Here is a 25,163-nt window from a genome sequence, read left to right as displayed (position 1 = left end):
GACACAACGCATCGCGGGGTGGAGCAGTTCGGTAGCTCGCTGGGCTCATAACCCAGAGGTCGCAGGTTCAAATCCTGTCCCCGCTACTCGATGAAAACGCGAGAGGCCCGGTTCTCAGGAACCGGGCCTCTCGCGTTGCGCGTTTGTATCCGATGCCCCGGCTCGGGGAGCCGGGGGTGGCGCACGAGCTGAGGGCGTGGCGGTCTAGAGCGCGATCTGGCGGCGACGCTTGGCGCGCAGCGGTGCCATCAGGGTGACGCGCGCCAGACGGTGTGTGCCGCGCTGTTCGGCACGCGGGACCAGGCTCTGGATGATGGCGGCCGATTCGGTGCTGTTCGCCGTCTCCTGGACGGAGGCACGGCCGATGAGGGCGAGGTGCCGTTCGAGGCGCTCGCCCATGCCGCTTCGGCCTGCGTCCATCGGCGGAACCGGGACTCGGCGCGGCATGCTCGGATGGTCCATTCCTGATATGACCACGACGCAGACCGTACCCCATCGGAGGCACGCCGTGACGGCTTCCCGCCCCGTGCCGAGACCGGATCGTGTCCGGCGATGGCCGACAATCCGGTTGTGGCGCAATCGAACTCCCGGGCAACCAGGGGTAATTGGGGTCAAAGGGGAGACGATCCGGAGTCGGGGCGGGGTGAGTCGGGTTCACTCCATGGTCTGAATTCGGCCGCGACACCCACGAGTGACGCGTGCCACGCGTGGCGGCGGGTGGTTCGGGGTCGGCCGGGAAGGGATTTGCCTGCCCGGTCGGGGCTGCCGTAAGGTTGTGTTCACCGACGCGGGGTGGAGCAGCTCGGTAGCTCGCTGGGCTCATAACCCAGAGGTCGCAGGTTCAAATCCTGTCCCCGCTACCACGTCGAAGGGCCCGGCCATTGCGGCCGGGCCCTTCGTGCATGCCCTCGGACACCGGGTGTTCGCCGAGGATTCGTCGCCGGGTGGGGCCGGCTGTTGCCGAATCGCGACTGCATGGATGTGGCCCGAGATGCCACGATGGACACATGGGGGCGTGGAAGGGACATCGCGGACGGCGGGGGGAGCACCCACCGCCGGAGCCCGACGTCTTCGAAACCGTGCCCGAGGGCCCCGACACGGTGGTCCTGGACCGGGGGCGGGCCGCCGCCGCCACGGCTCCGGCGCATCCCGACGAATACGCGGTCCTGGTGCCGTTCCGGCCGCGCCGACGCGGGCCCGGGGGCAGCGTCGAGGGCCGCGAGGCGCTGGATCGGCACGAATCGGCCGAACTCGAACGGCGCTACCGCGAGCGGGCCGCGCGCAGCCCCTCCGCCGCCAACAGCCTCGCCCTGATGTTGCTCGAACGCGACGAGGAGGACGGGGCGGACGAGGCGGCCGAATTGCTGCGTCGGGCCGCCGAGGCGGGGCATCGCGGCGCGGCGACCAACCTCGGCGTGCTGATGCACCGTCAGGGGCGGGACGACGCCGCGTCGTTGTGGTGGCACCGGGCGGCCGAGGCGGGCAGTCGGATCGCCGCCTACTCGCTCGGCGCGCTGCTGCTCGACCAGGCCGACGCGGCACGGGCGAGCGCGGGGGTGGGCGCCGATGCGGGCGCGTATCACGACCTGTCCGGACAGGGCGTCTACTGGCTGCGCAACGCGGCGGAGTCGGGGCATGTGCGGGCGGCGCTCACGCTGGGCGAGTTCTTCGAGCTGACCGGGCGCCCCGGGGCGGAGCGGTGGTATCGGCGCGCGGCCGAGGCAGGGCATCCGGAGGCGGCCTACCGGCTCGGGCGGATGGGGCAGGAGCGGGACGACGAACGTGCGGCGTCCACGTGGTTCCTGCGCGCGGCCTCGTGTGGGCACGTGCGGGCGGCGGTGCGGCTCGCGACCTCGCTGGAGCGGGCGGGGGACACCGCCGAGGCGATCGGGTGGTATCGGCTGGCGGCCGAGGAGGGCGACGCCGAGGGGGCCCGGGCGCTCGGGTTCCTGCTGCAGGACGCGGGGGACGTCGAGGGCGCGGTGCGGTGGTGGCAGGTCGCGGCGGAGGCCGGCGACGGCACGGCGGCCAATGCGCTGGGCGCGTGGTTCGCGTCCCTGGGGAGTTCGAGCGAGGCCGCGCGGTGGTACGAGCGGGCCGCGGCGGCGGGCGAGTGCAACGGGGCCTTCAATCTGGGGCTGTTGCACGCGGAGCACGAGGACGCGTCGGGCGCCGAGCGGTGGTTCCGGATGGCCGCGTACGCGGGGCACGGGGACGCGGCCAACGCGCTGGCCGGGATGTTGCTCGAGCGCGGGGACGACGAGGAGGCGCGGATATGGTTCGCGCGGGCCGCCGAGGCGGGCAGCGTGGACGGTTCGTACAACCTGGGCATCCTGCACGCGCGTGGTGGTCTCGACGACGCCGCCGAGGTGTGCTGGAGTCGCGCCGCGGCCGCCGGGCACCCGGATGCGGCTTTGCAGATGGGGCTGTTGCTGGAGCGTCGGGGGGATGCCGAGGGGGCGGCGCGGGCGTACGAGACGGCGGCGCGGGCGGAGCGGCCCACGGCGGCGTTCCGGCTCGGGGCGATGCTCGCGGACGCGGGGGCGGTGGAGCAGGCGGAGCGCTGGTACGCGGTGGCGGCGGACGCGGGGCATGTGACCGCGGCGCTGCGGTGCGGGGTGCTGTGTGCGCGGCGGGGTGAGGACAAGCCGGCGGCGCGGCGGTTCCGGGTCGCGGCCGAGGCGGGCAGTGTGTCGGGGGCGTGGAACCTGGCGCTGCTGCATCTGCGGCACGGGGACTCCGACGGTGCGGAGCCGTGGTTGACGGTGGCCGCGCGGGGTGGGCACGGGCGGGCGGCGTTGCGGCTGGTGGTGCTGGCGTTGCGGCGCGGGGATCTGGCCGATGCGGAGCACTGGTGTGGGCCGGCGGTGGCGCATGGTCCTGCGGAGGTCGCGGCGAGGGCGCAGCGGCTGCTGGACGCGTTGCGGGCGGAGTCGCTGGCGAGCTGACGGGTGGCGGTGTGAGCCGTTCGCCGATGCGCCCGAGTTCGTGTTGTCCTCAAGCGCCGGACGGGCTGGGTTGGGGCGCCTGAGTGGGCGGGTGGCCGTTTCGTGTGTCCTCAAGCGCCGGACGGGCTGGGTTGGGGCGCCTGAGTGGGCGGGTGGCCGTTTCGTGTGTCCTCAAGCGCCGGACGGGCTGGGTTGGGGCGCCTGAGTGGGCGGGTGGCCGTTTCGTGTGTCCTCAAGCGCCGGACGGGCTGGGTTGGGGCGCCTGAGTGGGCGGGTGGCCGTTTCGTGTGTCCTCAAGCGCCGGACGGGCTGGGTTGGGGCGCCTGAGTGGGCAGGTGGCCGTTTCGTGTGTCCTCAAACGCCGGACGGGCTGGATTTGGGCGCCTGAGTGGGCCGCTGGGCGTTTGGTGTGTTCTCAAGCGCCGGACGGGCTGGGTTTGGGGTGCCTGTGTGGGTGGGTGGGTGTTTGGTGTGTTCTCAAAGGGCGGTTCGTGAGTCTTTGAGTGTTTCTGTCGTCGCCTGATGGTGTGTATGAGTGCGGAATCTGCGGGTCCCGCAGACGGTGGTCTGTTGGGGTGGCGGGGTGAGTGAACGCAAGTCGTACCCAAGCGACTTATCGGATGGGCAGTGGTCTTTGATCGAGCCGGTCATCACGGCGTGGAAGCACCGGCACCGTTCGGTCAGCGGTCACCAGGGCGCCTATGCGATGCGGGAGATCGTGAACGCGATCCTCTACCAGGGCCGGACCGGTTGCCAGTGGGCCTATCTCCCGCACGACCTGCCGCCGAAGAGCGCGACGTACTACTACTTTGCCGCTTGGCGCGACGACGGCACCGACCAGGTCGTCCACGAACTTCTGCGCTGCCAGGTCCGTGAGAGGGCGCGCCGATTAGAGGACCCGACCCTGGTGGTGCTGGACACCCAGAGTGTCCACGTGGCTGCAGGGGTCCCCTCCTCCACGACCGGCCGGGATCCGGCGAAACGCGTGCCGGGCCGCAAGCGGGGTCTTGCCGTGGACGTGCTGGGCCTGATCATCGCCGTCACCGTTGTCGCCGCGAGCACGCACGACAACGCCGCGGGCATCGCTCTGCTCGACCGGGTCGCCGAGCATGCGACCACGGTGTGCAAGGCGCTGGTGGACCAGGGCTTCAAGAACGCCGTGGTCGCCCACGGCTCCCTGCTCGGGATCGACGTGGAGATCGTCGAACGCAACCCGCAGGAAACGGGGTTCGTCCCGCAGCGCAAGCGGTGGAGGGTCGAGCAGACCTACGGGATCCTGATACTGCACCGGCGCCTGGTCCGTGACTACGAGCACCGCACCGCCTCGTCCGCCTCCCGTGTCCACTGGGCGATGACCCAGGTCATGGCCCGCCGGCTCACCGGCGCGAACACCCCCACCTGGCGCGACCCGCAAACGGTGGCCGTGTGAACATCCGACCCCTGCTCGACGCGCTCGGCGTCCAGGAGGACGCCTCCCGGGCCCTGGCCGACGACCTCCGCACCCGGATCGACGAACTGCAGGTTCGACTGCGGGAGGCCGAGACCCACCTCGAACACCTCGCGATCACCCGGAAGACGGTCACCGCTCTCGCCGACCGGATCCCCACTCGGGCCGACTCGCCCGACCTACCCGAGCACCCGGACTACCCCGCATCCTCGCCCTGTTCAACGAGGCCACCGGCCCCATTCGGGCCCGCGACGTCTGCCGGGCCCTCGATCACGAACCGCTGCCCAGGAACATCGAGAGCACCCGCGCCAAGCTGAAACGCCTGGTCAGGCTTGATGTCCTCACCGAGGCCACCCCCGGCAGCTTCACCAGGAAGAAGTAGTCGACCCGGCGCCGCAACCAGCAGCCTGCCAGGCTCCCCAGAAAAGGACATCAACTCACGAACCGCCCTCTCAAACGCCGGACGGGCTGGGTTGGGGTCTGAGTGGGCGGCAGGTTGGGCATAGGCCGCGGAAGGTTATTTCGGTGGTGGTGATGGTGAAGCCGAGGCGTTCGGGGGGCGTGAGGGTGGTTGCCGGGTCGGCGGTCGGGTGTACGTCTCGGATGGTGCCGCAGCCGGTGCAGATCAGGTGATGGTGTGGGTGGTGGGCGTTGGGGTCGTAGCGCTTGGCCCGGTCGTCGGTGCTCACCTCGCGGATCTCGCCCAGGGCCACGAGGTCGTTGAGGACGTTGTAGACGGTCGCCCTGCCGATCTCGGGGAGTTGCCGGGCCGCCCGCGTGTGCACCTCGTCGGCGGTCAGGTGGACGTGGTCGCCGGTGAGGACCTCGGCCACCACCCGGCGCTGTGCGGTCAGGCGCCAACCCCGCTCGCGTAGTCGTTCCGGGAGGTTGCTCATAGCTGGATGGTACAGGTCTTGGTTTGGATTTGGTCTAAATACTGTTCTGGACAAAGTCCAAACTTGGCTCTAGGTTGGGGGCCCGGACGACAGCAGCAACACCAGGGGAGTCACGAACCATGTCGCAGCAGCCGCAGACCCTCACCACCGAATCCGGCGCTCCGGTGGCCGACAACCAGAACAGTCAGACCGCGGGTCCCGGCGGGCCGTTGCTGATCCAGGACCAGTACCTGCTGGAGAAGTTGGCCCGGTTCAACCGCGAGCGCATCCCGGAGCGGGTGGTGCACGCACGCGGGTCCGGCGCGTACGGCCGGTTCGAGGTGACGGCGGACGTGTCGCGGTTCACCAAGGCGCACTTCCTCGCCGAACCCGGCCGCCGCACCGAGGTGTTCGCCCGCTTCTCCACCGTGGCCGGCAACCTCGGTGCCGCCGACGCGGTGCGCGATCCGCGTGGGTTCGCGGTGAAGTTCTATACCGAGGAGGGCAATTACGACCTCGTCGGCAACAACACGCCGATCTTCTTCATCAAGGACCCGCTGAAGTTCCCGGACTTCATCCACACCCAGAAGCGCGACCCGTACACCGGCAGCCAGGAGGCGGACAACGTCTGGGACTTCTGGTCGCACTCGCCGGAGGCCGTCCACCAGGTCACCTGGCTGTTCGGCGACCGCGGCATCCCCGCGTCCTACCGGCACATGGACGGCTTCGGCTCGCACACCTACCAGTGGGTCAACGCCGAGGGTGCGGCGTTCTGGGTCAAGTACCACTTCAAGACCGACCAGGGAATCCGGAACCTGACCGCGGAGGCCGCCGCCGAACTGGCCGGGGCCGACCCCGACTCGCACCAGCGGGACCTGGTGAACGCGATCGACGCCGGGGCGGGCCCGTCGTGGACGCTGAAGGTGCAGATCATGCCGGTGGCCGAGGCCGCGACCTACCGGTTCAACCCGTTCGACCTGACCAAGGTGTGGTCGCACACCGACTATCCGCTGATCGAGGTCGGCCGACTGACCCTCGACCGCAACCCCGACAACGTGTTCGCCGAGGTCGAGCAGGCCGCGTTCAACCCGGCCAACTTCGTGCCCGGGATCGGGCCGAGCCCGGACAAGATGCTCCAGGGACGGCTGTTCGCCTACGCCGACGCGCACCGCTACCGCCTCGGTGTGAACCACACCCAACTGCCGGTCAACGCGCCGCACGCCGCGACCGCCCGCAACCACGGGCGGGACGGGCACATGGCGACCAATCCGGGCGGTCGGGCCAAGAACTACGAGCCGAACAGCTTCGGCGGCCCGTACGAGAGCGGCGCGCCACTGTGGGCGTCGACCGAGGTGTCCGGCCCCACCGGCACCCACCCGGCCCCGGCGCACGCGCAGGACGACGACTACGTACAGGCCGGCGACCTGTACCGGTTGATGGCGGCGGACGAGCAGGTCCGGCTGGTGGCCAACATCGCCGGGTTCCTGGCCAAGGTCTCCCGGGACGACATCGTCGACCGGGTGGTGGGCCACTTCCGGGCGGCCGACCGGGACTACGGGGACCGGCTCGCGGCGGCCGTGAAGGAGCTGCGCGCCTGACGGCGATCCACCCCCGATGAGCACGCCGCCCGGTACCCGAACCACGAGTCGGTACCGGGCGGCGTTTCGCACGCCCGGACCGGGAGGCGGGACGCGGGCGCGCATCGGGCGCCCGCCGGGGTCAGCCCACCAGTTCCTCGGTTCGCTGTGCCTCGTGGATCTGGCAGCGAACGATGTCGCGGACCGAGATGATCCCCAGCACCTCGCCGTCGTCGAGCACGATCAGATGCCGGAAACCGCCGCGCGTCATCGCCGCCGCCGCGTCGGCCAGCGACCAGGAGGGGGTCGCGAAGACGACGTTCGAGGTGAGGTGGTCACCGGCGAACTCGGTGTCGGGATTTTGGCCGGCGCCGATCGACATCAGGACGTCGCGCTCGGTCAGGATGCCCAGGCCGGACGTCTCGGGGTCGATCACCACCGCCGCGCCGATCTGGCGGGCGGACATCAGGCGCGCGGCGGCGCGCAGGGTATGGGCCGGGCCGATGGTCAGAACGATCGTGCTCATGCCGTCGCGGACGAACATGTGACACCACCTCCGTCGGGGCGTGGATACAGGGCGGGTGAGCGCTCGAGAAAGAATTCACAAGTTCACAAGCCTTGTTTTCACATGGTCACATGCCCGGGAAGGTCAACGGAAGGTATAGCGGGCAAGTCACTCGAAGGGAGTAGCGCGATCCGCGCGCTCAGAACCCCTCGTGCGGATCGCCCAAGCGGGCCAGCAGTTCGTCGTGCAGCAGGCCGTTGGACGCGGCTGCGGTGCCGCCCGCCGGGCCGGGGGAGCCGGTGAGCGAGGTGAACCGGCCGCCCGCCTCCTCGACGATCGCCGCCAGCGGCGCCAGGTCCCACAGGTTGACCTCGGGCTCCGCGCACATGTCCACGGCGCCCTCGGCGACCAGCATGTACGACCAGAAGTCGCCGTAGGCGCGGGTCCGCCAGCAGGCCCGGGTCAGGTCCAGGAAGTCGTCCATGCGGCCGCGCTCCTCCCAGCCGCCCATGCTGGAGTACGCGAACGACGCGTCCTCGATCTCCGCCACCTGCGAGACCCGGCAGCGGGACGCCTGGGACAGGCTGCGCCCGGTCCACGCGCCCGCGCCCTTGGCGGCCCACCAGCGACGGCCCAGGGCCGGCGCGGAGACCACGCCCATGACGGACTCGTCGCCGTCCATCAGCGCGATCAGGGTGGCCCACACCGGGACACCCCGGACGAAGTTCTTGGTGCCGTCGATCGGGTCGATCACCCAGCGTCTGGGGCCGTGTCCGGTCGAGCCGAACTCCTCGCCGAGCACCGCGTCGCGCGGACGACCGCGGCCGAGTTGGTGCCGGACGATCTCCTCGGCGGCCTTGTCCGCGTCGCTCACCGGAGTCATGTCCGGCTTCGTCTCGACCCGCAGGTCGAGCGCCTTGAAGCGGTCCATGGTGGTCGCGTCGGCGGCGTCCGCGAGGACGTGGGCGAAGCGCAGGTCGTCGTCATAGCCGGGCATGACACGAACAGTACCGGCGAGCGTCCGCGGGTCCGCGCGCCCCGCGCCCATGGACACACTTACGCGCCGTCGCCGTGGCCTCGTACGCTCGTTATGCAGAAAGGAAGCGCGAACAGCGAGAGTCGACAACCGTTCATCGGTCGGGCGCGTGTTACGGGTACGAGTCGATGGCGGAGGGGGTGCGGGACCGCGATGGCACTGTTCGGGGTCGGGCGCAGGACAACACACGGCAGAGAGCCCGTACCGGGACCGGGGCTGGTCCAGCCGCGTCGAAGTCTGGACGGGTGGACGCTGGAGGGCACCGCGCTCGCGGATCGTTTCGACCGCGAGGAACTGCGCGAGTTGGCCACGCTGTTGCACGGCGTCGGCGCCGAGATGCGCACCGCCTGGACCTACGAGCGCGCGGCCGACCTGCTGGAGCGGGCCGGCGAGCGCCCGCAGGCGCTGGCCGTGGTGGAGGCGTGGTTCGCGCTGCCCGAGGAGGTGCGCCGGGCCGGTCCGGCCGCGACCCGATCGCTCGGCCGACGCCGCCAGCGGCTGCGCAGCCGGCTCGGCACCCCGGCCGCGCCCGCGCCGGCGATCCCCACCCAGACCAGGACCGCGCCCGCGATACCCGCCAAGCCGGGCACCCCGCCGCCGGTGCCGAGCAGGTCCGCGACCGGGCAGGCCACTCGGAAGTGACCCGGTGTGCCCGGCGCCGCACGGCGCGCCGGGTGTCCGGGATGCGGCGCGGACGGCCTCGAAGGTCGGCCACGGGCTAGATTTCCGGCATGACCGATCTTGTGCGTTCCCGTCCGCCGGCTTTCGTCTTCGACCTCGACGGGACCCTCGTCGACAGCGTCTACCACCACGTCATGTCGTGGCAGGAAGCGCTCGGCGAGGCCGGCATCGACCTGGCCATGTGGCGGATCCACCGCAAGATCGGAATGAGCGGCGGCCTGTTCGTCCGGGGCATCCAGCGCGAGACGGGGATCGACCTGTCGCCCGAGCAGGTCGAGGCGCTGACCGACGCGCACGGGCGCCACTACGCCGCCCGGGTGCCGTTCGTGGAGCCGCTGCCCGGTGCCCCCGAACTGTTGCGCCACCTCACCGAGGCGGGCATCCCGTGGACCATCGCCACCAGCGGCCGGCGGGCCGGGGCCGAGCCGATGCTGGCCAAGCTCGGCGCGCCGGCGGACCTGCCGATGGTCACCCGCGACGAGGTCGCGCGGGCCAAGCCCGACCCGGACCTGTTCCTGGCCGGCGCGGCCAAGCTCGGCGTCGACCCCGCCCAGTGCGTGGTGGTCGGGGACAGCATCTGGGACCTGCTCGCCGCCCGCCGCGCCGGCTCGCTCGGCGTGGGCCTGCTCTCCGGCGGCTACGGCGCCGACGAACTGGAGCGCGCGCACGCCTTCCGGGTCTACGACGAGCCCGCCGACCTGCTGGCGCACATCGACGAGTTGGGTGTGCGCGGCGACTGAGCCCCGCACGCATCCGGGTGATCCTGTTCGGTCAACCCGTCCCGGCCGGGGCGCCACGTCCTACCCTGGGGACATGGGTCCGGCCGACGAACCTGCGGAACTGCTCCGTCTCCTCGCCGACGACACCCGATTGAAGGTGTTCGCCGCGCTGGTCCTCGAGGCCCATCTCAGCTCCGACATCGCCGATCGGGCCGGCCTGTCGCTGCGGGACACGATCAAGGTGTTGGCCCGGCTCGAAGCGGTGGGTCTGGCCGCGCGGGCCGGCGACGGCTGGCACGCGTGTCCCGAGGCGCTGGCCCAGGCGGCGGCGGGGATCGGCGAGGAGCCCGACGACGCGTTCGCCGACCGGGGCCCCGCCGAGGCGGCCGTGTTGCGGACCTACCTCGCGCGCGGCCGGGTCCGGCAGTTGCCCGTGCAGCGGGCCAAGCGCCTGGTCGTGCTCGACCACATCGCCGGCAGCTTCGAACCCGGCGTGCGCTACGAGGAGACGGAGATCGTGGAGACCCTGCGCCGCTTCATGGACGACCACGCCGCGCTGCGCAGACATCTCGTGGACGAGGGCTTCCTGGGCCGCGAGGGCGGGGTGTACTGGCGCACGGGCGGATCGTTCGTGGTCTGACCCGCCGTCCGGCCGGGGCCGGGGCGGGGCGCGGATGTCCCCCCGTCGGACATCCGCGCCCCGCCGCCCGTGACCCGCGGCTCAGTGAGCGGCAGCACGGTCGAGGGTGATGCCGCCGTTGTCGGTGCGGATCTCGATCGAGCGGTTCGCCCGGGGGTCGGTGCCGAGTTCGTTGTCGATGCCGCCGTTGCCGCTCTTGGTGCTCACCCGGTACGTGTTCTCGTCACCGGGCACGGTGACCCGCACACCACCGTTGTCGGTGGTCACCTTCACCTTCGTCGGCGCGGTGTCCAGGCGCAGCCGTACCCCGCCGTTGTCGGTGTCGACGGTGATCGTGTCGGCGCGCACCCTCGACGTGGTGATGCCCCCGTTGTCGGTGGACAGTTGCAGGTTCCCGGTGCTTTCGGTGACATCGATGTGCCCGTTGTCGGTGCTGAGCTTCATGTTCTGGCGCAGCCCGCTGGCGTTGATGGCGCCGTTGTCCGAGGTCACCTCCAGCGGGATGTCGAGCGGCACCTTGATCCGGTAGGACCCGTCGCACTCCACGTTGAAGAAGCCCGGGCAGTTCAGCCGCAGCTTGAGGCGGTTGCCGGTCAGGCTCCAGGACGGTTCCGCGCCGTTGATGCTGTGCGTGATCTTGCTGTCCACGCTGATCGTCCCGGGCGCGCCCGCTTCGATGGTGACCCCGGCGTTGTCGCTGTCGATGATCAGGTCGCCGGTGGACAGGGCGAAGTCGCGGTGGTCGCGGACGTCGTGGCTGGAGAGCAACGTGAGCCCGGTCCACGCGGCCATCAGGATCCCTCCGACGGCGAACAGCCCACCGAAGAAGATCAAAGACGTCCGAAGCGGCCTTTTCATGACACTCTCCCCGACAGGTGATCCGAAGCTGCCCAAACTGTATGAGCGGGCGTCCCGGGGCCGGCATCCGGCGGTCACCCGAACCGGGGGTAGGGCTGTCCCCCCTGCGCGGACGGTGACCGGCCCGGCGGAATGTGTGTTCGACCACGGCTGAACCCGGGCACTCTGGGAGCCGTTGATCTGTGCGAGGGTCGATACCTCCCCCGATTGCCCCGCGATCCCCGACCGTTCAGGAGAACCGCTTCATGTTCGACACCGTCTCCGGCCTGCCCGTTCACGTCCTGGTCGTGCACTTGGCGGTGGTCATCGTGCCGGTGGCGGCGGTCGCGAGCGTACTCGTGGCGGCCCGGCGGCCCTGGTTGTTGCGCGCCGGCTGGTGGGTGGTCGGGTTGGACGCGGTCGCCGCGCTGACCTGTTTCGTGGCCAAGGAGAGCGGCGAGGAACTGCTCGCCCGGCTCGACCGGCTCAGCGACGGCCAACGCGCCGCCGACGTGCAGACGCACGTGGACCGCGGCGCGGACATGCTCTGGTACGCCCTCGGCCTGTTCGCCGTCACGCTGGTGCTGCTCCTGGTCGCCCGGCACCGGGCCGCCGCCACCTTCCGGCCGCGGACGATACCGCCGATCGTGCTGCCGATCGTGGCCGTACTGACCGCGGCCGCCGCGGTGCTCGCGGTGGTGCAGGTGGTGCGGGTGGGCGAGTCGGGCAGCAAGGCGGTGTGGCACGACAGGGTGCAGAACAGCAGCGGCCCGCTGGGCTGACCGCCCGGATCCGGACCCGGCACACCCGCCGGTCGGCGGGTGTCAGTCGCCCTCGTCGCGCTCGCGGGTGCGCAGCAGCCGGCGCAGCGAGTAGAGCCGGGCCGGGTCCGCGTGCCCGGCCTCGACCCACGCGTCGAGCCCGCAATCGGGTTCGTCGTGCGAACAGGCGCGCGGGCAGCCCTCGGTGCCCGCCGCGAGGTCGGGGAAGGCGTTGATCACCCGGCCGAGGTCGACGTGGTTGAGGCCGAACGAGCGCACGCCGGGGGTGTCGACGACCCAGCCCCTGTCGGTGCCCGGAGCGCTCGCGGCGCCCGCGAACGGGGGCAGCCGCAGGCTCAGCGCCGAGGTGGTGGTGTGCCGCCCGCGCCCGGTCACCTCGTTGACGTGACCGGTGGCGCGCCGGTGATCCGGTACCAACTCGTTGACCAGGGTGGTCTTTCCGACGCCGCTGTGTCCGACGAAGACGGTGACCTTGCCGGCCAGTCGGGCCCGGATCGGGTCCAGGTCCCACGCGGACTCGCTCTTGGTGACCACGTGTTCCACGCCGAGGGCGCCGTACATCTCCAACAGCGGGTCGGGGGAGGCGAGATCGGCCTTGGTCAGCACCAGCAGCGGTTCCAGGCCCGCGTCGTAGGCGGCGACCAGGCAGCGGTCGATCAGGCGCGGGCGCGGCTCGGGATCGGCCAGCGCGGTGACGATCGCGAGCTGGTCGGCGTTGGCCACGATGATGCGCTCGTACGGGTCGTCGTCGTCGGCGGTGCGGCGCAGCGTGCTGCGGCGCTCCTCGACCCGGACGATCCGGGCCAGCGAGCCCTCCCCGCCGCTGAGGTCGCCGACGATGGCGACCCGATCGCCGACCACGACGCCCTTGCGGCCCAGTTCGCGGGCCTTCATCGCGGTGATCGAGCGGTCGGGCGCGTCCTCGTCCTCCAGGAGGCAGGTGTAGCGGCCCCGGTCGACGGTCAGCACCCGGCCCTCGCGGGCGTCCTCGTGCTTGGGCCGGGTCCGGGTGCGCGGGCGTGAGCCGTGCTTGCCCGGACGGATCCGGATGTCGTCCTCGTCGAGGTCCCTGCGTCGGTTGGAGCCGAGTCCCGCCATCGTCCCCGGCCTCTCAGCCGCGGCGCGCGCTCAGCATGCGCGTCCACATGCCGGTGAAGTCGGGCAGGGTCTTCGCGGTGGTGGCCACGTTCTCCACCTCCACCCCCGGGACGAGCAGGCCGAGCACCGCCGCGGCGGTGGCCAGCCGATGGTCGTCGTAGGTGTGGAACACCCCGCCGTGCAGCGCGCGCGGCCGGATCTCCAGGCCGTCGTCGATCTCGTTCACGTCGCCGCCGAGGTCGTTGATCTCCTTGACCAGCGCGGCCAGCCGGTCGGTCTCGTGCAGCCGAAGGTGGGCCACACCGGTCAGCCGGCTGGGGCCGTCGGCCAGCGCCGCCACCGCCGCGATCACCGGCGTCAACTCGCCGACGTCGTGCAGGTCGGCCTCGATGCCATGCACCGCGCCGCCGCCGGTCAGGGTCAGCCCCGCCGAGGTGCGCGTGCACGAGCCGCCCATCGTGGTGAAGATCGAGCGCAGCCGGTCACCGGGCTGCGTGGTGTGCTCGGGCCAGTCGCGCACGGTCACCGAGCCGCCGGTGACCAGCGCGGCGGCCAGGAAGGGGCCGGCGTTGGACAGGTCCGGCTCGACCACCATGTCGCGGCCGAGCAGTGCGCCCGGGGCGACCCGCCACACGTTCGGCTCGCCGTCGTCGACCCGCGCGCCGGCCGCGCGCAGCATGTCCACGGTCATCGCGATGTGCGTCATCGAGGGCACCGAGGTGCCGGTGTGCCGGACCTCGACGCCGAGATTGAAGCGCGGCCCGGACAGCAGCAGCGCGCTGACGAACTGGGACGAGGAGGACGCGTCGATGCGCACCACGCCACCCTCGACCCCGCCGCCGCCCAGCACCGTCATCGGCAGCCGGGCCTCGCCCTCGTCGTCGATCCGGGTGCCCAGGTCGCGCAGCGCGTTGATCACCCCGTCGAGCGGGCGCTCGTAGGAGCGCGGGTCGCCGTCGAAGCGCACCGGTCCCGCGGCGAGCGCGGCCACCGGCGGCAGGAAGCGCATCACCGTGCCGGCGTTGCCGCAGTCCACCACGGCCGGGCCGGCCAGCCGCCCGGGCAGTACGTACCAGTCGTCGCCGCGGTCCTCGATCACCACGCCGAGCGAGCGCAGCCCGGCCACCATCAACAGCGTGTCCCGGCTGCGCAGCGGACGGCGCACATACCCCGGCCCGCCGGCCAGCGCGGCCAGCACGAGGGCACGGTTGGTCACCGACTTGGACCCGGGCACCTCGACGGTGGCGGTCACGGGAGCGGAGGCAACGGGGGCAGACCACAGCGCAGACATCACGAACCAAGCCTAGTGCGTTGCCGCCCCACCCCCGATTTCGTTTCGGCCGGTGGCTCTGTGGACGCCATGTGTGGTCGGCATCCGGCCCGTGGCACCTTCGACGCCATGTGTGGTCGGCATCCGGCCCGTGGCACTCTGGACGCCATGTGTGGTCGGTATGCGTCCAGCAAGAGCCCCGACGACCTCGTCGAGATGTTCGAGGTCGATCGTTTCGACCCCGCGGACGAGCTTCCGCCCGACTGGAACATCGCCCCGACCAAGCAGGTGTACGCGGTCCTGGAGCGCCCGGTGGAGTCCGGCGGCGCGCCCACCCGGCAACTGCGATCGGTCAAGTGGGGCCTGGTGCCGTCCTGGGCCAAGGACCCCGGCATGGGCGCCAAGATGATCAACGCCCGCTCCGAGACGGTGCATGAGAAGCCGGCGTATCGGAAGGCGTTCGCCGCGCGGCGGTGCCTGCTGCCGGCCGACGGCTACTTCGAGTGGCACACCCCGGAGACTGCGCCCGACGGCCCCAAGGGCGGCTCGCGCAAGCAGCCGTACTGGATCCACGCGGCGGACGGCACCGAGGTCGCCTTCGCCGGGTTGTACGAGTGGTGGCGCGATCGCGGGCGGGCCGAGGACGACCCGCTCGCGTGGTTGTGGACGTGCACCATCCTGACCCTGGACGCCGAGCCCGAGCTGGCCCGGATCCACCCGCGGATGCCGCTGGTGCTGACCCGGGACAAGTGGGACGGGTGGCTGGACCCGGCCTGGACCGAGCCGGAGGAGATACGCGGGCTGCTCGTGCCGCCGCCCGCCGGGTTCATGACGGCGCACCCGGTCTCCACGGACGTGAACAACGTGCGCAACAACGCGCCCCACCTGCTCGACGCGATTCCCCCGGACGAGGTCACCGTTGACGCGACGCTCTTCTGAACCGGCCGGCCCCGCGGCGGTCGCCGCGCCCGAGGTGTTCGAGGTGGCCACCGCGCCCGGCGCCGCGCGGGTGACGCTGCGCCGGGCCACCGTCGCGGCGCGTGCCTGGTTCGTGGCGAGCCACGGCGCGAGTGGCGGGATCGAGGCGCGCGACCTGGCGGCGCTCGCCGCCGCGCTGCCCGCGCGCGGGGTGCACGTGGCCCTGGTCGAGCAGCCGTGGCGGGTCGCCGGGCGGCGGCTCGCGCCGGCGCCCAGGACGTTGGATGCGGGCTGGCTTCCGGTGCTGGAGGAGATCGCCCGGCGCAACACGGCCGAGGCCCTGCCCGTGTTCGGGGCCGGCCGCAGTGCCGGCGCCCGGGTGGCGTGCCGCACCGCGGCGGAGACCGGGGTCGCCGGCGTGGTGGCGCTCGCGTTCCCGCTGCACCCGCCCGGTCGACCGGAGCGTTCGCGCTTGGCTGAACTGCTCGGGGCGGGCGTGCCGACCCTGGTGGTGCAGGGCGAGCGGGACACGTTCGGTGCGCCGAGCGAGTTCCCGAAGGACGGTCCGACCGTGCTCCCGGTGCCCTTCGCGGACCACGGATTCGCCGTGCCGAGGCGCGCCGAGATCACTCAGGAAGCGGCGTTGGCGCTGATCACGGCCGGTGTGGGCGATTGGTTGACGGTGCCGAGCACCCGGGAATGATCCGCCCCGGCGACGTGTTCCCACCACTGTCAAGCGTCGACGAGTGGAGGTCGCTCCCATGCTCAAGGCCGCCGGTTCGGTTGTCCGAAACGAGGCACCGTTTCTCGCCTGGCCCGAGTGGGGTGCGGGCACCGATCAGCCTCGGGCGATATCGTCGACTCCTGGCCTGAAGGAGGTGGGTCTCGTAACGGAGACCTTGGAGCAGCAAGACGCGCGGTTCGAGCGGGACGCCCTGCCGTTCCTCGATCAGTTGTACTCGGCGGCGCTGCGGATGACCCGCAACCCGGCCGATGCCGAGGACCTGGTCCAGGAGACGTTCGCGAAGGCGTACGCGTCGTTCCACCAGTTCAAAGAGGGCACCAACCTCAAGGCCTGGCTGTACCGGATCCTGACCAACACCTTCATCAACTCCTACCGCAAGAAGCAGCGGCAGCCGCTGGAATCGCATGCGGAGGAGATCGAGGACTGGCAGCTGCACCGCGCCGAGTCGCACATGTCCACCGGACTGCGCTCGGCCGAGGCGCAGGCACTCGATCACCTGCCCGACTCCGACGTGAAGACGGCCCTCCAGGCCATTCCCGAGGAGTTCCGGATCGCGGTGTACCTCGCCGACGTCGAGGGTTTCGCGTACAAGGAGATCGCGGACATCATGGGTACTCCCATCGGGACCGTGATGTCGCGCCTGCACCGCGGGCGCCGCCAGCTTCGCGACCTGCTGGCCGACTACGCCCGCGAGCGCGGCCTCGTCCCCGCAGGCACCGACCGGAAAGGCTCGGACTCATGAGCTGCGGTGACCACCACGAGGTGGACTGCTCCGAGATCCTGGGGCACCTGTACGAGTACATCGACAACGAGCTGGCCGACGCGGACTGCACCAGCATCCGCACCCACCTCGACGAGTGCTCGCCGTGCCTGGACAAGTACGGCCTCGAGCAGCAGGTGAAGGAGTTGGTGCACCGCTGCTGCGGCCGCGACGAGGTCCCCTCGGAGCTGCGCAACAAGGTGCTGGAGCGGATCAAGCTGGTGCGCGTCGAAGTGGACGCCCAGCGGGTCTCGGTCGAGGAGACGTCGATCGAGCTGGAGCGACCGGGTCGGTGACCCGAAGGGGCTCCGGAGGGAGCGGACCGCCGACTCGAACGGATGGTCGAGGCGTGCGGATCCACTGACTCCATCGGGCTAAAAATGGGGCGCATGGTCGGGATAAACCGGGCATGCGCCCCTCCGCCGTTCCCGGGGCGGCCTATTCTCGGTGGTCCGAGCGACCAGTCGAGGAGTCGCATGCGCACGCTGCCGCCGAGCGCCCGGATCCACGTCGGGATCGTGGTGGGCGGGTCCGTGTCCGCGCTCGTCCTGCTTCCGTGGGCCGGCGTCGAACCCGATCGACTGGGCGCGCTGGCGGTGCTGTTCGTCGTCTTCGGAGCCGTCGCCCGCGCCCGGCTCGGCGGTTTGTGCGGTGCCCCCGACGGGGTGCTCTTCCCGCTGGTGTGCGCGGGTGTGCTGCTGCTGCCCGCCGGCCCCGCCGCGGCCGTAGTGGTGCCCGGCGTACTGATCGCGCGGTCGCGCACCGCGACCATGGTCACCCGCGTGGCCCACGCCGCCCACCTGGTGCTCGCCGTCGCGGTCGCCGCCGGCGTGTACGAACTGCAGGACGGATCGCGGTATCCGTCCGCCGCCGAGTTGCCCGAGGGGCTGGTGCCGCCGGCCGCGGCGGGGGTGGCGCTCTACCTGGTGAGCGGGCTGTTCGACACCGTCTCGGTCGGTGTGGCCGAGGGCGCCGTGCGACCGCAGGTGCTGCGCGAGGTGTTCGTGCGTTCGGCCGGCTGGCGGCTGGGCTCGGTGCCGATCGCGCTGATGATGGCGGTGTTGTGGCAGCAGCGACTGGGCGTGTTCGCCGCCGTGTTGGTGCTGCTCCCGCTGTACGTGGCCTTCTGGGCCTACGTGCAGCTGGCCCGGGAGCGGGCGGCGCACGAGGCGACGGTGCGCACCCTGGTGCGGGCGGTGGAGATCAAGGACGGCTACACCCGGGGGCACAGCGAACGGGTGGCCCGCGCCTCGGTGTTGATCGGCCGCCGGCTCGGCATGCGCGAGGACCGGGTGGTCTGCCTGCGCTACGCGGGGATCCTGCACGACGTCGGCAAACTGGGCGTGTCCACCCGGGTGTTGACCAAGCCGGGGCGGCTGGACCCCGACGAGGTGCGCGAGATGCAGCGGCACCCGGTGACCGGTGCCGCGATGGTGGCCGACCTGACGTTCCTCGGCGAGGCGCGCGCGGGCATCCTGCACCACCACGAACGTATGGACGGACGCGGCTACCCGGCGGGTCTGGCCGGCGCCGAGATCCCCGAGTTCGCCCGGGTGATCGCGGTCGCGGACGCGTTCGACTCGATGACCTCGACCCGGTCGTATCGGCCCGCGCGCGGTGCCGAGGCGGCGATGGCCGAGCTGCGCCGATGCAGCGGGACGCAGTTCGACCCCCGGATGGTCGAGGCGTTGGCCGAGGCCCTCGACCGACACGGCTGGCCGGAGGGGGAGGTGCGGGACCGGGTACCCGCGCCGCGCGGGAGGCCGCGTGCGGAGAGCCGGCCGGAGATCCCCTCGGCGGGCACCTCCCCGGATGCCTGCCGGGACGGGGCCTCGGACACCCATTCGGTGGCGCGCGAGCGGGTCGGTGGCGGATCGTGATCGCGGTGTCACGGGTCCGGCGCGCGCCGGGCGGTCCGGCCGCGCGGCTGCGCACGCATACCGGCACCCTCGTGCTCGGGCTGGGCGCGCTCGCCGCGGTGTCCGCGGTGGCCGGCACCGCGGCCCGTGGCGTGGTGCAGCCCTGGTACGCGCTGGTGTTCGGCCTGGTGATCGCGGTCGGCGAGGCGGCCCGGGTGACGCTGCCCGGGAGCCGGGAGAGCGCCCCGCTGGGCGCGGCCGGCGCGCTGGCCTATGCCCTGCTGCCGGACGTGCACGGCACGGTGTCGCGGCACGGCGTGCTCCAGGTGGTCGCGGTGGTCGGCGTCGCGCTGCTCGCGGGCACGCTGCCGCACGTGGCGCGCGGGCGGGCGCCGGATCCGGCGTACGTGGCCCGGCGTCTGCTCGCGGCGGCGTTCGCCGCGACGCTGTTCCGGCCGCTGTACGCGGCGGGCGGGCTCGATCCGGTGATGGCGCGCGGCTGGGCGTACGGCACGTTCCTGGTCCTGGTGGTGCTGCTGACCGCGCTGTGCGACGCGGTGGTGGTCGCCATGCTCCGGGTGGGCGGTCCGTTCTGTCCCGCGCTGCTGGCCGAACTGCGGGCGCTCGGCGCGGGCCTCGGCACCGGCGAGCGGATCGGGGCGGACGGCGGGGACGGCGCTCGGGCGCCGGGCGGACCGGCCGGGATCGGCACCGCCGTGGGCGCCACCGGGATGCTGATCGCGCTGTCCACCGGCGCGCTGGGACTGTGGGCGGTACCGGTGTTCTGCGTGCCGTCGCTGCTGGTGCTGCTGTCCTTCCGGCGCTGCGCCGCGATCGGGCAGGTGCATCGGCAGACCGTCGACGCGCTGTCGCGGCTGCCCGAGGCGGCGGGGTGCGGCTCGCCCGGACACGCGGCCCGGGTGGGCGAATTGGCCCACGCGGTCGGGGTCGACTTGGGGCTGGGCGAGGTGGAACTGCGCGAACTGGCCTACGCGGCGCGGATGCACGACATCGGGCAGTTGGCGCTGGCCGACCCGGTGCCCGGCGGGACCACGCTCGACCTGCCCGTCGCCGAACAGCGGCGGATCGCCCGGCTGGGCGCGGAGGTGATCCGCGAGAGCGGCGTACTCGACCGGGTGGCGACCATCGTGGCCGCGCAGGCCGATCCGTATCGCGACGAGAGCGCGGCGCCGCCGCCGCCCTTGGCCAGTCGGATCATCAAGGTGGCCAACGCCTACGACGACCTGCTCGCGTCCACCGACGACCTCGGCGCGCGCCGTGAGGCGTTCGCCCGGCTGCGCGCGGACGCCGCCGGGGCCTACGACCCGAGGGTGGTCGAGGCGCTGGCGCAGGTGCTCGAACGGGCCGGCTGAACGCCGGGGCCTCCGTCCGAGTGCGCCCTCCGAGCCGCGGTGCTCCCGATCGAACCGAGACGAGTCCCGGCCGGACCGCGACGTGCGCCGGCCGGATCGAGGCGCACCCGCCGGATCGGGCCCGACAGCGGTGGGACCAGGGCGGGTTCCGGCCGGACCGCGACGTGCGCCGGTCGGGTCGCGACGGGTGCCGGGCGGGTCGAGGCGCACCTGCCGGGTCGGGTCGGACAACGGTGGGACCGCGACGGGTCCCGGGCGGGTCGCGACGTGCGCCAGCCGGGTCGGGTCGGACAGCGGTGGGACCGCGACGTGCGCCGGTCGGGTCGCGATGGGTGCCGGGCGGGTCGAGGCGCACCCGCCGGATCGGGTCGGACAGCGATGGGATCGGGGCGGGTCCCGGTCGGGTCGCGATGGGTGCCGGGCGGATCGAGGGGCACCCGCCGGATCGGGCCCGACAGCGGTAGGACCGCGACGGGTGCCGGGCGGTGAGGGGTGCCGGTCAGATCGAGGTGAGCACTCCGTGTTCGACGCACTTGGCGGTCCAACCGCGCGGGGTCACCTGTACGGTCATCCGCCGTCGGCACTGTCCGCAGTAGCGCGGCGGCTCGAGTTCGCGGCGCCGCACACAGTCGTCGTGCGCGGCGCCGGCAAGCTGCTCGCCGCAGTGGTCGCAGAAGGCTGCAATGGTGGTCACGGCCGTAGATTACGGCCTGGGTCCCGGCGACCCGACCGGACACCCCCGGCCGCCGCGGGCGGCCGCGGTCAGCCCCGCGGGGTCTCGCGCAGGTCCTTGAGGTAGCAGATCAGCTCCACCTCGGGCACCGGCCACCAGTCCCGCTCGGGCGCGCGGTGGAAGCCCATGCGGCCGTAGAGCCGGTGCGCGGCGCGCATGTCCCACACGGTGGAGATCGCCACGGCGGTGAAGTGGTACTTGCGGGCGCGCTCCAGGCACGCCTCGACCAGCGCCTCGCCGATGCCGCGCCCGCGTGCTGCCGGGGCGACCGCGAGCATCCGGAACTCGCCCTCGCCCTCGCGGGAGACCTCCGCGTAGGCGCTGCCGGGCAGGACGAACGCGACGGTGCCCAGGATCTCGCCGCTGTGCTCGTCCACGGCCACGAGCAGTTCGGAGTTCTCCGCGCGGTGCGCGGCCTTGCGCAGGTCGTTGACGTAGTCCTGATCGGAGGCGACCAGGCCCGCGTAGCCGGCGATGGTCACCTCGCCCACCGCCTCGTACTCCTCCGGACGGGCCTGGCGGATGCGGACGCCGGTCGGCGCGGGGTGATGGTCGTGCGGTCGGGCCGCGGCGGCGGAGCCAGGGGGATTCATAGCCGTCCAGTTTACGCCGCGAATCACACCCCCATGGTCGAGCGCGGGTAGACCGCCTCCGGATCGGTGAGCACGTTCACCAGATACGGCACCCCGGAGGCGAACGCGCGGCGCAGCGCGGGGGCGATCTGCTCGGGCCGGGCGACCGTCTCGCCCGCGCCGCCCAGCGCCCGCACCACGTCGTCGTAGCGGGTGCTCGGCGCCAGGTCGGCGGCCACGTGGTGGCCGTAGAGCATCCGCATCGGGTGTTTCTCCAGGGCCCAGCACCCGTTGTTGCCGACGATCAGCACCACCGGCAGCCGATGCCGGACCAGGGTGTCCACGTCCATCAGCGAGAAGCCCGCCGCGCCGTCCCCGAGCAGCAGCACCACCTGCGCCGAGGGCCGGGCCAGCCGGGCGCCGAGCGCGTAGCCCAGGCCGGTGCCCAGGCAGCCGTAGGGGCCCGCGTCCAGCCAGCCGCCCGGGCGCGCGGGCTCGATGTACTTGCCCGCGTAGGACACGAAGTCGCCGCCGTCGCCGATCACCACCGCGTCCTCGTCGAGCAGGCGCAGCAGTTCGCCGTGCACGCGCGCCGGATGGATCGGTCGGCCGGCGCTGCCGAGCAGCGGCGCGTCGGACTGCGCGGCGGTACGGGCCGCGGCGCGCACGTGGGCGGCCCAGTCGCGGTACATGCCGACCCGGCCGACCCGCTCCCACGCCGCGGTGATCGCGTCGAACAGGGCGCTCAGGTCGCCGCAGGCGCGTACCGCGCAGTGCCCGTGCGGGGTCGCCTCGGGCGGCGCGTCGGCCAGGTGCACCACCCGGGCGGGCGGCCCGCCGCCCTGCCCGCCGAAGCCGCCGTAGGACAGCCGGAAGTCCAGGGGCGCGCCCGCCACCAGGACCAGGTCGGCGCCGCCGAGCGCGCCGACCCGGGCCCGACCGGCGAGCAGCGGGTGTCCGGCGGGCAACACGCCCCGGCCCATGCCGTTGGCCACCACCGGCAGGCCGATCGTTTCGGCGGCCCGGCGGGCGGCGTGTTCGGCGCCGCCGATCCACACGTCCTGGCCGAGCACCAGGACCGGGCGGGCGGCGCGCACCAGCAGGTCGGCGATCACCGCGACCAGGTCCGGGTCGGGCGCCGCGGGCGCGGGCCGCACGGCGGCGGGCAGCGTCACCTCGGCCCGGTCGTAGAGCACGTCCATCGGCACGTCCAGGAAGACCGGACCGCGGTGCGGGCTGTCGGCCAGGACCAGTGCGGCGTCCACCTCGGTCGCGATCCGGTCGGTGTCGTGCACGGTGGCCGCGCGTTTCGTGATCGACGCGAGCAGCGGGGGGTGGTCGAGTTCCTGGAGCGCGCCCGAGCCCCAGCGGAAGGCGGGCGCCCTGCCGCCCAGGACCAGCATCGGCGAGCCGTTGAACCAGGCGGTGGCCACCGCGCTGATCCCGTTGGTGACGCCGGGGCCGGCGGTGAGCACGGCCAGGCCCGGTCGGCGGGTGAGCTTGGCGGTCGCCTCGGCGGCGAACACGGCGGTCTGCTCGTGCCGTACGTCGATCACCCGCAGCGCCGGCTCCGCGCCGACCGCGCCGTCGTAGAGCGGGAAGACATGGCCTCCCGACAGGGTGAACATGGTGTCGATCCCGTGTGCCCGGGCGGCGGCGACCGCCAGCGCGCCACCGTGCCCCTCGACCGTCCCGCTCGCGGGTCCCCGGCCCCCGGCCCCTCGTCGTGCGCGCATGCCCGGCCTCCGTCGCCGTAGACGCCGCCACCCTCGTGTGCCGGGGGGAAACCTATCCGCGCGCGCCCGACGGGCAGTAGAGGGGCCGGCGCCGGCGGCCCCCGGGTCGGGGGCCGCCGGCGGGGCGGTCGGCTACAGGGTCTGGTTGAGCGCCTTGACCGGCATGCTCAGTTCGTCGAGCAGGGCCAGGTCGGCGTCGGCGGTGCGGCCCAGGGTGGTGAGGTAGTTGCCGACGATCACCGCGTTGATCCCGCCGAGCAGGCCGTCGCGCGTGCCGAGGTCGCCCAGCGCGATCTCCCGGCCGCCCGCGTAGCGCAGGATGGTCCGCGGCAGGGCGAGCCGGAAGGCGCCGATGATCCGCAGCGCCTCGCGCGGCTCCAGCACCTTCTGGTCGGCGAACGGGGTGCCCGGGCGCGGGTTGAGGAAGTTCAGCGGCACCTCGTCCGGCTCCAGCTCGGCCAGCTGGCCGGCGAACTCGGCGCGCTGCTCGACCGACTCGCCCATGCCGACGATGCCACCGCAGCACACCTCCATGCCCGCCGCGCGCACCATCCGCAGGGTGTCCCAGCGCTCCTCCCACGTGTGGGTGGTGACCACGTTGGTGAAGTACGACTTCGCCGTCTCCAGGTTGTGGTTGTAGCGGTGGATGCCCATGTCGGCCAGCTCGTCGACCTGCTCCTGGGTGAGCATGCCGAGGGAGGCGGCGATGTTGATGTCGACGACCTCGCGAATCGCCGCGACGCCCTCGCGCATCTGCTTCATCAGGCGCGCGTCCGGGCCGCGCACCGCGGCCACGATGCAGAACTCGGTGGCGCCGGTCGCGGCGGTCTCCTTCGCCGCCTCCACGAGGGAGGGGATGTCGAGCCAGGCGGCCCGTACCGGGGAGGGGAACAGACCGGACTGCGAGCAGAAGTGGCAGTCCTCGGGGCAGCCGCCGGTCTTGACCGAGACGATGCCCTCGACCTCGACCTCGGGCCCGCAGTGCCGGACCCGCACCTCGTGCGCGAGCTGGAGCAGTTCCTCCAGCCGGTCGTCGGGCAGGGTCAGCACGGCCAGCACCTGCTCGGCGCTCAGGCCGCGACCCTGCTCCAGGACCTGCTGTCGGGCCACGGCCAGGATGTCGTCGGTCCCGGTCTGCGTACGGTCGTCGAGGGCGGTGTCGAGGGATTCCGTCATGTGGCTCACCTTGCGGTCGGATCCTGTGCGGCGCGGAACGCGGCCGGATCGAAGGTACCGCCCAGGGCGGGGGCCAGACTCGCGCGGGCCGTGAGCAGGAAGTCGGCCGGGTGCAGCGAACCGGCGCCGGCGGGCAGTACGCCGGCCAGCGGTCGGGCGGCCAGGGTCTCCAGATCCCGGACGTTGCAGCGCATCGCGAGGTCGGGCTCCTCCGGCCAGGCGCCGATCACCACGCCGACCAGGTCCACCCCCCGGTGGGCCAACGACTCCAGGGTGAGCGCGGTGTGGTTGAGGGTGCCGAGGTCGGGCCGGGCCACCACGAGCACGCCCGCCCTGAGCTCGTGCGCGAGATCGGCGATCGTGGTGCCGTCGTCGTCGAAGCGCACGAGCAGGCCGCCCGCGCCCTCGACCACCACGAGGTCGGTCTCCTTGGCCAGCGTGCGGACCCGGTCGGCGACCCCGTACAGGTCCACCGGCGGCAGGCCGGAGACCCGGGAGGCGGCGGCGGGGGAGAGCGGGTCGGGGTAGCGGGAGTATTCGTGCAGGTCGGTCACCCCGGCCAGGCGCCGCACGTCGGCGAGGTCGCCCGGCTCGTCGGGCGCCACCCCCGTCTGCGAGGGCTTGACCACGGCGACGGAGCCGCCGCGCACCGCGGCGATGGCGGCGACGGCCGCCGTGACGATCGTCTTGCCCACCCCGGTGTCGGTGCCGGTCACCACGAGAACGCTCATGACGGTCCAGCGTAGGGCGTGCCTTCGGCCCCCCGACGGGCAGCACGACGCCCGGCACCGAACGCCGCGGGGCCCACGGGGGAGCGCAGGCACGCTCGGGGGGACCTTGGGCCCGCGGTTCGTGGACCTGTGGCCCCCGCGTCGG

Annotated in this window: 25 protein-coding genes and 2 tRNA genes; 15 read left to right on the top strand and 12 right to left on the bottom strand. The window is 72.7% G+C overall.

Going from position 1 to position 25,163, the window contains the following annotated elements; genetic code table 11:
• Positions 1–12 precede the first annotated feature (12 nt).
• A tRNA-Met gene (locus EMA17_RS14525) sits at positions 13–86 on the top strand.
• Between the two features lie 118 nt (positions 87–204).
• On the opposite strand, the gene EMA17_RS14520 is transcribed toward EMA17_RS14525, so the two are convergent.
• Complete coding sequence (locus tag EMA17_RS14520) at positions 205–420, bottom strand: hypothetical protein (protein ID WP_126637401.1); 216 nt, start codon at positions 418–420, stop codon at positions 205–207.
• 366 nt (positions 421–786) lie between these two features.
• Between EMA17_RS14520 and EMA17_RS14515 the strand changes: the two genes are divergently transcribed.
• The 3 genes from EMA17_RS14515 (at position 787) to EMA17_RS14505 (ending at position 4,377) form a co-directional block, all read left to right on the top strand.
• Positions 787–863: transfer RNA gene (locus EMA17_RS14515), tRNA-Met, on the top strand.
• A 144-nt stretch (positions 864–1,007) separates the two neighbouring features.
• Complete coding sequence (locus EMA17_RS14510) at positions 1,008–2,948, top strand: tetratricopeptide repeat protein (protein WP_126637400.1); 1,941 nt, start codon at positions 1,008–1,010, stop codon at positions 2,946–2,948.
• A gap of 583 nt (positions 2,949–3,531) precedes the next feature.
• Positions 3,532–4,377, top strand: coding sequence for an IS5 family transposase (locus tag EMA17_RS14505; protein WP_126637399.1), 846 nt, complete (start codon positions 3,532–3,534; stop codon positions 4,375–4,377).
• Positions 4,378–4,847: 470 nt separating this feature from the next.
• Here EMA17_RS14505 and EMA17_RS14495 read toward each other — a convergent pair whose 3' ends face one another.
• Positions 4,848–5,291 (bottom strand): Fur family transcriptional regulator, encoded by a 444-nt coding sequence (locus tag EMA17_RS14495; RefSeq protein ID WP_126637398.1) that lies wholly within the window; start codon positions 5,289–5,291, stop codon positions 4,848–4,850.
• Between the two features lie 119 nt (positions 5,292–5,410).
• Here EMA17_RS14495 and EMA17_RS14490 point away from each other — a divergent pair, with 119 nt between their 5' ends.
• Positions 5,411–6,868: a catalase gene (locus EMA17_RS14490; RefSeq protein ID WP_126637397.1), complete on the top strand. Its 1,458-nt coding sequence runs from the start codon at positions 5,411–5,413 to the stop codon at positions 6,866–6,868.
• 121 nt (positions 6,869–6,989) lie between these two features.
• Here the strand turns inward: EMA17_RS14490 and EMA17_RS14485 are convergent, their stop codons facing one another.
• Both EMA17_RS14485 and hisN read right to left on the bottom strand, forming a co-directional pair.
• Positions 6,990–7,391: a CBS domain-containing protein gene (locus EMA17_RS14485; protein ID WP_126637396.1), complete on the bottom strand. Its 402-nt coding sequence runs from the start codon at positions 7,389–7,391 to the stop codon at positions 6,990–6,992.
• Positions 7,392–7,551: 160 nt separating this feature from the next.
• The gene (hisN, locus tag EMA17_RS14480; protein WP_126637395.1) at positions 7,552–8,349 is read right to left on the bottom strand and encodes a histidinol-phosphatase; all 798 of its coding nucleotides are present in this window, start codon (positions 8,347–8,349) and stop codon (positions 7,552–7,554) included.
• A gap of 192 nt (positions 8,350–8,541) precedes the next feature.
• Between hisN and EMA17_RS14475 the strand changes: the two genes are divergently transcribed.
• The 3 genes from EMA17_RS14475 to EMA17_RS14465 all read left to right on the top strand — a co-directional run bounded on the left by EMA17_RS14475 (position 8,542) and on the right by EMA17_RS14465 (position 10,428).
• Positions 8,542–9,030: a hypothetical protein gene (locus tag EMA17_RS14475; protein WP_126637394.1), complete on the top strand. Its 489-nt coding sequence runs from the start codon at positions 8,542–8,544 to the stop codon at positions 9,028–9,030.
• An 89-nt stretch (positions 9,031–9,119) separates the two neighbouring features.
• The gene (locus EMA17_RS14470; protein ID WP_126637393.1) at positions 9,120–9,809 is read left to right on the top strand and encodes an HAD family hydrolase; all 690 of its coding nucleotides are present in this window, start codon (positions 9,120–9,122) and stop codon (positions 9,807–9,809) included.
• A gap of 73 nt (positions 9,810–9,882) precedes the next feature.
• On the top strand, positions 9,883–10,428 hold the full coding sequence (locus EMA17_RS14465; protein ID WP_126637392.1) for a DUF2087 domain-containing protein: 546 nt from the start codon (positions 9,883–9,885) through the stop codon (positions 10,426–10,428).
• 81 nt (positions 10,429–10,509) lie between these two features.
• On the opposite strand, the gene EMA17_RS14460 is transcribed toward EMA17_RS14465, so the two are convergent.
• Positions 10,510–11,286 carry a DUF4097 family beta strand repeat-containing protein gene (locus EMA17_RS14460; RefSeq protein WP_126637391.1) on the bottom strand — a complete coding sequence of 259 codons (777 nt, stop codon included), beginning with the start codon at positions 11,284–11,286 and terminating at the stop codon, positions 10,510–10,512.
• A 245-nt stretch (positions 11,287–11,531) separates the two neighbouring features.
• Between EMA17_RS14460 and EMA17_RS14455 the strand changes: the two genes are divergently transcribed.
• A complete protein-coding gene (locus tag EMA17_RS14455; RefSeq protein WP_126637390.1) occupies positions 11,532–12,047 on the top strand; it encodes a DUF2231 domain-containing protein in 516 nt (171 codons plus the stop codon).
• A gap of 42 nt (positions 12,048–12,089) precedes the next feature.
• Here the strand turns inward: EMA17_RS14455 and rsgA are convergent, their stop codons facing one another.
• Together rsgA and aroA are read right to left on the bottom strand one after the other, a co-directional pair.
• Positions 12,090–13,145, bottom strand: a complete 1,056-nt coding sequence (gene rsgA / locus EMA17_RS14450) for a ribosome small subunit-dependent GTPase A (RefSeq protein WP_126637389.1) — start codon at positions 13,143–13,145, stop codon at positions 12,090–12,092.
• A gap of 13 nt (positions 13,146–13,158) precedes the next feature.
• A complete protein-coding gene (aroA, locus tag EMA17_RS14445; RefSeq protein ID WP_126637597.1) occupies positions 13,159–14,436 on the bottom strand; it encodes a 3-phosphoshikimate 1-carboxyvinyltransferase in 1,278 nt (425 codons plus the stop codon).
• Between the two features lie 147 nt (positions 14,437–14,583).
• Between aroA and EMA17_RS14440 the strand changes: the two genes are divergently transcribed.
• From EMA17_RS14440 to EMA17_RS14415, 6 genes are all read left to right on the top strand, one after another.
• Positions 14,584–15,354, top strand: coding sequence for an SOS response-associated peptidase (locus tag EMA17_RS14440; RefSeq protein WP_078975508.1), 771 nt, complete (start codon positions 14,584–14,586; stop codon positions 15,352–15,354).
• 43 nt (positions 15,355–15,397) lie between these two features.
• Positions 15,398–16,036, top strand: a complete 639-nt coding sequence (locus EMA17_RS14435) for an alpha/beta hydrolase family protein (protein ID WP_371862998.1) — start codon at positions 15,398–15,400, stop codon at positions 16,034–16,036.
• Between the two features lie 58 nt (positions 16,037–16,094).
• On the top strand, positions 16,095–16,820 hold the full coding sequence (locus EMA17_RS14430; protein ID WP_235618548.1) for a sigma-70 family RNA polymerase sigma factor: 726 nt from the start codon (positions 16,095–16,097) through the stop codon (positions 16,818–16,820).
• Positions 16,817–17,134, top strand: a complete 318-nt coding sequence (gene rsrA / locus EMA17_RS14425; RefSeq protein WP_078975506.1) for a mycothiol system anti-sigma-R factor — start codon at positions 16,817–16,819, stop codon at positions 17,132–17,134. Before EMA17_RS14430 ends, rsrA begins: the two co-directional genes overlap by 4 nt.
• 180 nt (positions 17,135–17,314) lie before the next feature.
• Entirely contained in the window at positions 17,315–18,718 is a 1,404-nt protein-coding gene (locus tag EMA17_RS14420) for an HD-GYP domain-containing protein (protein ID WP_126637387.1), read from the top strand.
• A 5-nt stretch (positions 18,719–18,723) separates the two neighbouring features.
• Positions 18,724–20,070: an HD-GYP domain-containing protein gene (locus EMA17_RS14415; RefSeq protein ID WP_246126656.1), complete on the top strand. Its 1,347-nt coding sequence runs from the start codon at positions 18,724–18,726 to the stop codon at positions 20,068–20,070.
• Between the two features lie 499 nt (positions 20,071–20,569).
• On the opposite strand, the gene bsaP is transcribed toward EMA17_RS14415, so the two are convergent.
• The 5 genes from bsaP to bioD all read right to left on the bottom strand — a co-directional run bounded on the left by bsaP (position 20,570) and on the right by bioD (position 25,018).
• Complete coding sequence (gene bsaP / locus EMA17_RS14410; protein ID WP_126637386.1) at positions 20,570–20,764, bottom strand: biotin synthase auxiliary protein BsaP; 195 nt, start codon at positions 20,762–20,764, stop codon at positions 20,570–20,572.
• A 68-nt stretch (positions 20,765–20,832) separates the two neighbouring features.
• Positions 20,833–21,396: a GNAT family N-acetyltransferase gene (locus EMA17_RS14405; RefSeq protein WP_126637385.1), complete on the bottom strand. Its 564-nt coding sequence runs from the start codon at positions 21,394–21,396 to the stop codon at positions 20,833–20,835.
• Between the two features lie 23 nt (positions 21,397–21,419).
• Entirely contained in the window at positions 21,420–23,111 is a 1,692-nt protein-coding gene (locus tag EMA17_RS14400) for an acetolactate synthase (protein WP_126637384.1), read from the bottom strand.
• Between the two features lie 132 nt (positions 23,112–23,243).
• Positions 23,244–24,287 (bottom strand): biotin synthase BioB, encoded by a 1,044-nt coding sequence (gene bioB, locus EMA17_RS14395; protein WP_126637383.1) that lies wholly within the window; start codon positions 24,285–24,287, stop codon positions 23,244–23,246.
• Positions 24,288–24,292: 5 nt separating this feature from the next.
• Positions 24,293–25,018, bottom strand: coding sequence for a dethiobiotin synthase (gene bioD / locus EMA17_RS14390; protein WP_126637382.1), 726 nt, complete (start codon positions 25,016–25,018; stop codon positions 24,293–24,295).
• Positions 25,019–25,163 lie beyond the last annotated feature (145 nt).

The organism is Embleya hyalina (genome assembly GCF_003967355.1).
GTDB lineage: Bacteria > Actinomycetota > Actinomycetes > Streptomycetales > Streptomycetaceae > Embleya > Embleya hyalina.
This window is presented reverse-complemented; position numbering and strand designations above follow the sequence as displayed.

Bases quoted from the DNA above. Each gene is read 5' to 3' on its own strand.
- EMA17_RS14520 (WP_126637401.1), bottom strand. From the start codon at position 420: ATGGACGCAGGCCGAAGCGGCATGGGCGAGCGCCTCGAACGGCACCTC.
- EMA17_RS14475 (WP_126637394.1), top strand. From the start codon at position 8,542: ATGGCACTGTTCGGGGTCGGGCGCAGGACAACACACGGCAGAGAGCCC.
- EMA17_RS14470 (WP_126637393.1), top strand. From the start codon at position 9,120: ATGACCGATCTTGTGCGTTCCCGTCCGCCGGCTTTCGTCTTCGACCTC.
- EMA17_RS14460 (WP_126637391.1), bottom strand. From the start codon at position 11,286: ATGAAAAGGCCGCTTCGGACGTCTTTGATCTTCTTCGGTGGGCTGTTC.
- EMA17_RS14430 (WP_235618548.1), top strand. From the start codon at position 16,095: ATGCTCAAGGCCGCCGGTTCGGTTGTCCGAAACGAGGCACCGTTTCTC.
- EMA17_RS14405 (WP_126637385.1), bottom strand. From the start codon at position 21,396: ATGAATCCCCCTGGCTCCGCCGCCGCGGCCCGACCGCACGACCATCAC.
- EMA17_RS14490 (WP_126637397.1), top strand. From the start codon at position 5,411: ATGTCGCAGCAGCCGCAGACCCTCACCACCGAATCCGGCGCTCCGGTG.
- EMA17_RS14400 (WP_126637384.1), bottom strand. From the start codon at position 23,111: ATGCGCGCACGACGAGGGGCCGGGGGCCGGGGACCCGCGAGCGGGACG.
- aroA (WP_126637597.1), bottom strand. From the start codon at position 14,436: ATGTCTGCGCTGTGGTCTGCCCCCGTTGCCTCCGCTCCCGTGACCGCC.
- EMA17_RS14420 (WP_126637387.1), top strand. From the start codon at position 17,315: ATGCGCACGCTGCCGCCGAGCGCCCGGATCCACGTCGGGATCGTGGTG.
- rsrA (WP_078975506.1), top strand. From the start codon at position 16,817: ATGAGCTGCGGTGACCACCACGAGGTGGACTGCTCCGAGATCCTGGGG.
- rsgA (WP_126637389.1), bottom strand. From the start codon at position 13,145: ATGGCGGGACTCGGCTCCAACCGACGCAGGGACCTCGACGAGGACGAC.
- hisN (WP_126637395.1), bottom strand. From the start codon at position 8,349: ATGCCCGGCTATGACGACGACCTGCGCTTCGCCCACGTCCTCGCGGAC.
- EMA17_RS14485 (WP_126637396.1), bottom strand. From the start codon at position 7,391: ATGTTCGTCCGCGACGGCATGAGCACGATCGTTCTGACCATCGGCCCG.
- bioB (WP_126637383.1), bottom strand. From the start codon at position 24,287: ATGACGGAATCCCTCGACACCGCCCTCGACGACCGTACGCAGACCGGG.
- EMA17_RS14510 (WP_126637400.1), top strand. From the start codon at position 1,008: ATGGGGGCGTGGAAGGGACATCGCGGACGGCGGGGGGAGCACCCACCG.
- bioD (WP_126637382.1), bottom strand. From the start codon at position 25,018: ATGAGCGTTCTCGTGGTGACCGGCACCGACACCGGGGTGGGCAAGACG.
- EMA17_RS14455 (WP_126637390.1), top strand. From the start codon at position 11,532: ATGTTCGACACCGTCTCCGGCCTGCCCGTTCACGTCCTGGTCGTGCAC.
- EMA17_RS14495 (WP_126637398.1), bottom strand. From the start codon at position 5,291: ATGAGCAACCTCCCGGAACGACTACGCGAGCGGGGTTGGCGCCTGACC.
- EMA17_RS14440 (WP_078975508.1), top strand. From the start codon at position 14,584: ATGTGTGGTCGGTATGCGTCCAGCAAGAGCCCCGACGACCTCGTCGAG.
- EMA17_RS14465 (WP_126637392.1), top strand. From the start codon at position 9,883: ATGGGTCCGGCCGACGAACCTGCGGAACTGCTCCGTCTCCTCGCCGAC.